Origin of the sequence: Pseudomonas sp. SDI (assembly GCF_003105155.1) — a bacterium.
Taxonomy (GTDB): Bacteria; Pseudomonadota; Gammaproteobacteria; order Pseudomonadales; family Pseudomonadaceae; genus Aquipseudomonas.
This window is the reverse complement of record NZ_QETK01000062.1, coordinates 1-3,192: the sequence shown is the minus strand read 5'-3', so window position 1 is coordinate 3,192 and position 3,192 is coordinate 1. Positions and strand designations below refer to the sequence as shown.

Annotated in this window: 4 protein-coding genes and 3 tRNA genes; all 7 read right to left on the bottom strand. The window is 55.2% G+C overall.

The features are described 5' to 3' along the window. Positions 1–318 (bottom strand): GTP-binding protein (locus DCO48_RS22460; protein ID WP_256584150.1); only part of this gene is annotated, 318 nt, incomplete at its 3' end. 85 nt (positions 319–403) lie between these two features. After that, positions 404–479: transfer RNA gene (locus DCO48_RS22455), tRNA-Thr, on the bottom strand. A gap of 26 nt (positions 480–505) precedes the next feature. Beyond that, a tRNA-Gly gene (locus DCO48_RS22450) sits at positions 506–579 on the bottom strand. A 23-nt stretch (positions 580–602) separates the two neighbouring features. Next, a tRNA-Tyr gene (locus DCO48_RS22445) sits at positions 603–687 on the bottom strand. A gap of 143 nt (positions 688–830) precedes the next feature. Continuing rightward, positions 831–1,259, bottom strand: coding sequence for a hypothetical protein (locus DCO48_RS22440; protein ID WP_116552793.1), 429 nt, complete (start codon positions 1,257–1,259; stop codon positions 831–833). A 7-nt stretch (positions 1,260–1,266) separates the two neighbouring features. Next, positions 1,267–2,016, bottom strand: coding sequence for a pantothenate kinase (locus DCO48_RS22435; protein ID WP_116552792.1), 750 nt, complete (start codon positions 2,014–2,016; stop codon positions 1,267–1,269). Continuing rightward, positions 2,006–2,965 carry a bifunctional biotin--[acetyl-CoA-carboxylase] ligase/biotin operon repressor BirA gene (birA, locus tag DCO48_RS22430; RefSeq protein WP_116552791.1) on the bottom strand — a complete coding sequence of 320 codons (960 nt, stop codon included), beginning with the start codon at positions 2,963–2,965 and terminating at the stop codon, positions 2,006–2,008. The genes DCO48_RS22435 and birA overlap by 11 nt, the downstream gene beginning before the upstream one ends. Positions 2,966–3,192: the final 227 nt, after the last annotated feature.

The window sequence follows — 3,192 nt, the reverse complement described above, 5'->3', positions numbered from 1 at the left end:
GCAAACCAGGATCGCGCCGTCCATCTGGGCAGCACCGGTGATCATGTTCTTCACGTAGTCAGCGTGACCTGGGCAGTCAACGTGAGCGTAGTGACGAATATTCGAGTCGTACTCGACATGAGCAGTATTAATGGTGATACCGCGAGCCTTTTCTTCCGGGGCGCTATCGATCTTGTCGAAGTCAACCTTGGCAGAACCGAAAACCTCGGAGCAAACGCGAGTCAGCGCAGCAGTCAACGTAGTCTTACCATGGTCAACGTGACCGATGGTGCCGACGTTTACGTGCGGCTTGTTACGTTCGAACTTTTCCTTAGCCATCGAGACTATCCTCCGGTAGAAGAATTGAGCAAGTCAAACCAACCATTAAAACAAAGGCAGATATTTTCATATCTGCCTTGTCATATGGAGCTCTTGAGCGGATTTGAACCGCTGACCTCACCCTTACCAAGGGTGTGCTCTACCAACTGAGCTACAAGAGCGTAACACCGTGCAACAGCAGCAAACCTGGAGCGGGTAGCGGGAATCGAACCCGCATCATCAGCTTGGAAGGCTGAGGTTCTACCACTAAACTATACCCGCGGAGCTTGCTGCTCTCGCTAAACTGGTGGAGGGGGAAGGATTCGAACCTTCGAAGTCGTAGACGTCAGATTTACAGTCTGATCCCTTTGGCCGCTCGGGAACCCCTCCTGAACGTGGGCGGCATTTTCAACTCTTGCCGTCCTATTGTCAAGCTTTTTCTCATTAAAATCTTGAGGTTAGCTACTTTGACAACGCTTCACAGATTTCCATCTAGTGGTGTTCCCTGTGGAGCGGGCGCCATTCTATGCAAACTAATCGACGGTTGCAACACCCTCGCACAACATTATTTTATGTTTTAAGTCTTTGAAATCATTGGAAAGAGTGGAAAGCACGGTTTCATCCAGCAAACGCTGGCTTTCAGGGGAAACCTGCACCCACCAGCCAGCGCTATCCACCAGCTTGCCAACTACCTTGCGCGCACGGATATCGAGAGCAGTAAGCCTTTGACGCAACTGCTCCAGTACCTCTGGCGTCGCCACCCCACCTACATAGAGGCACTCTTTGTCCTGCACCACGGCTTGCGTCGCGGCGCGCGACTCGCTGAGCAGACGGATATCCTGCTGAGTCCCCTTATAAAGCGACAGCGATGCCACCTCTTTTACCTTCAAAGGCGCCTCTTGCTGATGCCACACGTAGTAGACAACGTTCAACACCAGCAGCAAAAGAAACAACCAACGCATACTCACCTCATTCCAGCGGACAAGCGATCGCCAAACCAACGAATACCAGGTCCGGGACCACGCGCGCCTGCGGCGCGACCTGATGAGCCAGATCTGCATCACCACCGGTGATGAACAACGTAAAGTCATCCCCCCAATGAGCCCGCGCCTGCTCGATTTGCGTCAACACAAAGCCATGCAGCATCAGCATGCAGCCCCGCTCTACCGCCTCTACCGTGGAGCGCCCAGGCTCAAGACTGGTCAGGGCCCGCTCTGCCGAGACGTCGTCGTAACGGATTCGACGCGTGTGCGTACGCAGCTGATTACGCATGAGCGGCATACCTGGGCAAATAAACCCCCCCAGATGCTCGCCCTCAGCGTTGACGAAATCAGATGTAACTGCGGTCCCAAGATCAATAACGACGCAAGCACGCTTTGCCAGATGATACCCACCCAGCAAAGCCAACCAGCGGTCCAGCCCAAGACGCTCGAATTCTTCGTAGCCGTTGCTCACACCCGCAAGACTCTTTGCAGCCGAAGCCCGCGTAACGGTCAGCGCGAATGCCTCGACTAACGCTGCGGCCAGTTGCGCGGTCTCATCCTCGGTTCGTACGCTGACCAGGCGGCACCTGCTCAGCGCCTCAACGTGCAGCATTTTCACTGCGGCGATCAGCGCCTGATCGGAATCGACCACACCACCCGAGACGATCGCGCCACCCGCTCCCCGGATGACCCGCCACTTTATAAAACTGTTACCGCAATCGAGCTCAAGAATCATCGCGCAACCTCAAACTGAGCTCACCACCACTAAAGCTCTTCTCTACACCATCAACCTGCAGTCGAAGTGCACCCTGCTTATCGATACCCAACACGGTACCATCCAGGCGAGTAACACCGGCGATCAAGGATACCGCACACCCCTGCCAGAGGTGCGCTTGCTCCCACTCTACCTGGAGGGACTCAAAGCCTGATTGGCGATGGAGGTCCAGATACGCCCGCAGATTGCTATTCAACTGCGCGACCAGGTTATTGCGATCAACAAGCTGCCCTGTCTGCAGCCGAATGGAGGTCCAGGCCTGGTCGACTTCTTCGCAGCTTTGCATGTTCACATTGATGCCAATACCCAGCACAACATGACAGACATCTGCGGGATCTCCCACCAACTCGAGCAGAATGCCGGAAATCTTGCGATTATCCGCAAGCACATCGTTTGGCCACTTCAAACCAGCCGTATTGACGCCAACAGCTCGCAAAGTACGCATTACAGCAAGCCCGACCACAAGGCTGAGGCCTTCAAGCTGGCGCATGCCGCCGTCTATTCGCAGGACTAGACTGTAATAGAGATTCTGGGCAAAAGGGCTCACCCAATGGCGACCGCGACGACCGCGACCGGCAGTCTGTCGTTCAGCCAGCACAACAAAAGGCGCCTGTCGCCCAGCACTTACCAGGCGCAACGCCTCAGCATTCGTCGAGTCGATTTCATCGTAGACCTGCACAGGCCAGCAACCATCCGCGCCCGCCTCGCCGACAAGATGAGCGTCCAGCAACGATAAAGGCGCAGCCAGCCGGTAGCCGCGACCGCGCACCTTATGCACAGACAGGCCAAATTCGGCCTCAAGGTGCTGCAACTGCTTCCAGACTGCGCTGCGACTGACACCCAGCGCCGCCCCCAGAGCCTCACCCGAATGGAATCGACCATCCTTGAGGAGCTTTAACAACTTCAGCATGCCAATCTCGACTCACTATGAGGCAGGCATCATAGCTATGCGCCGAGGGATTGCATAGAAAACTGAGGAGAGGACGCAGTGCTGGCGCTGCCGGCAATGAGGAGAACCATAATTTTCAGCCCATAAAAACAAAACCCCTACCTGCTTAGCAGATAGGGGTTTCGGAATTTAATCTTGACGATGACCTACTCTCACATGGGGAAACCCCACACTACCATCGGCGATGC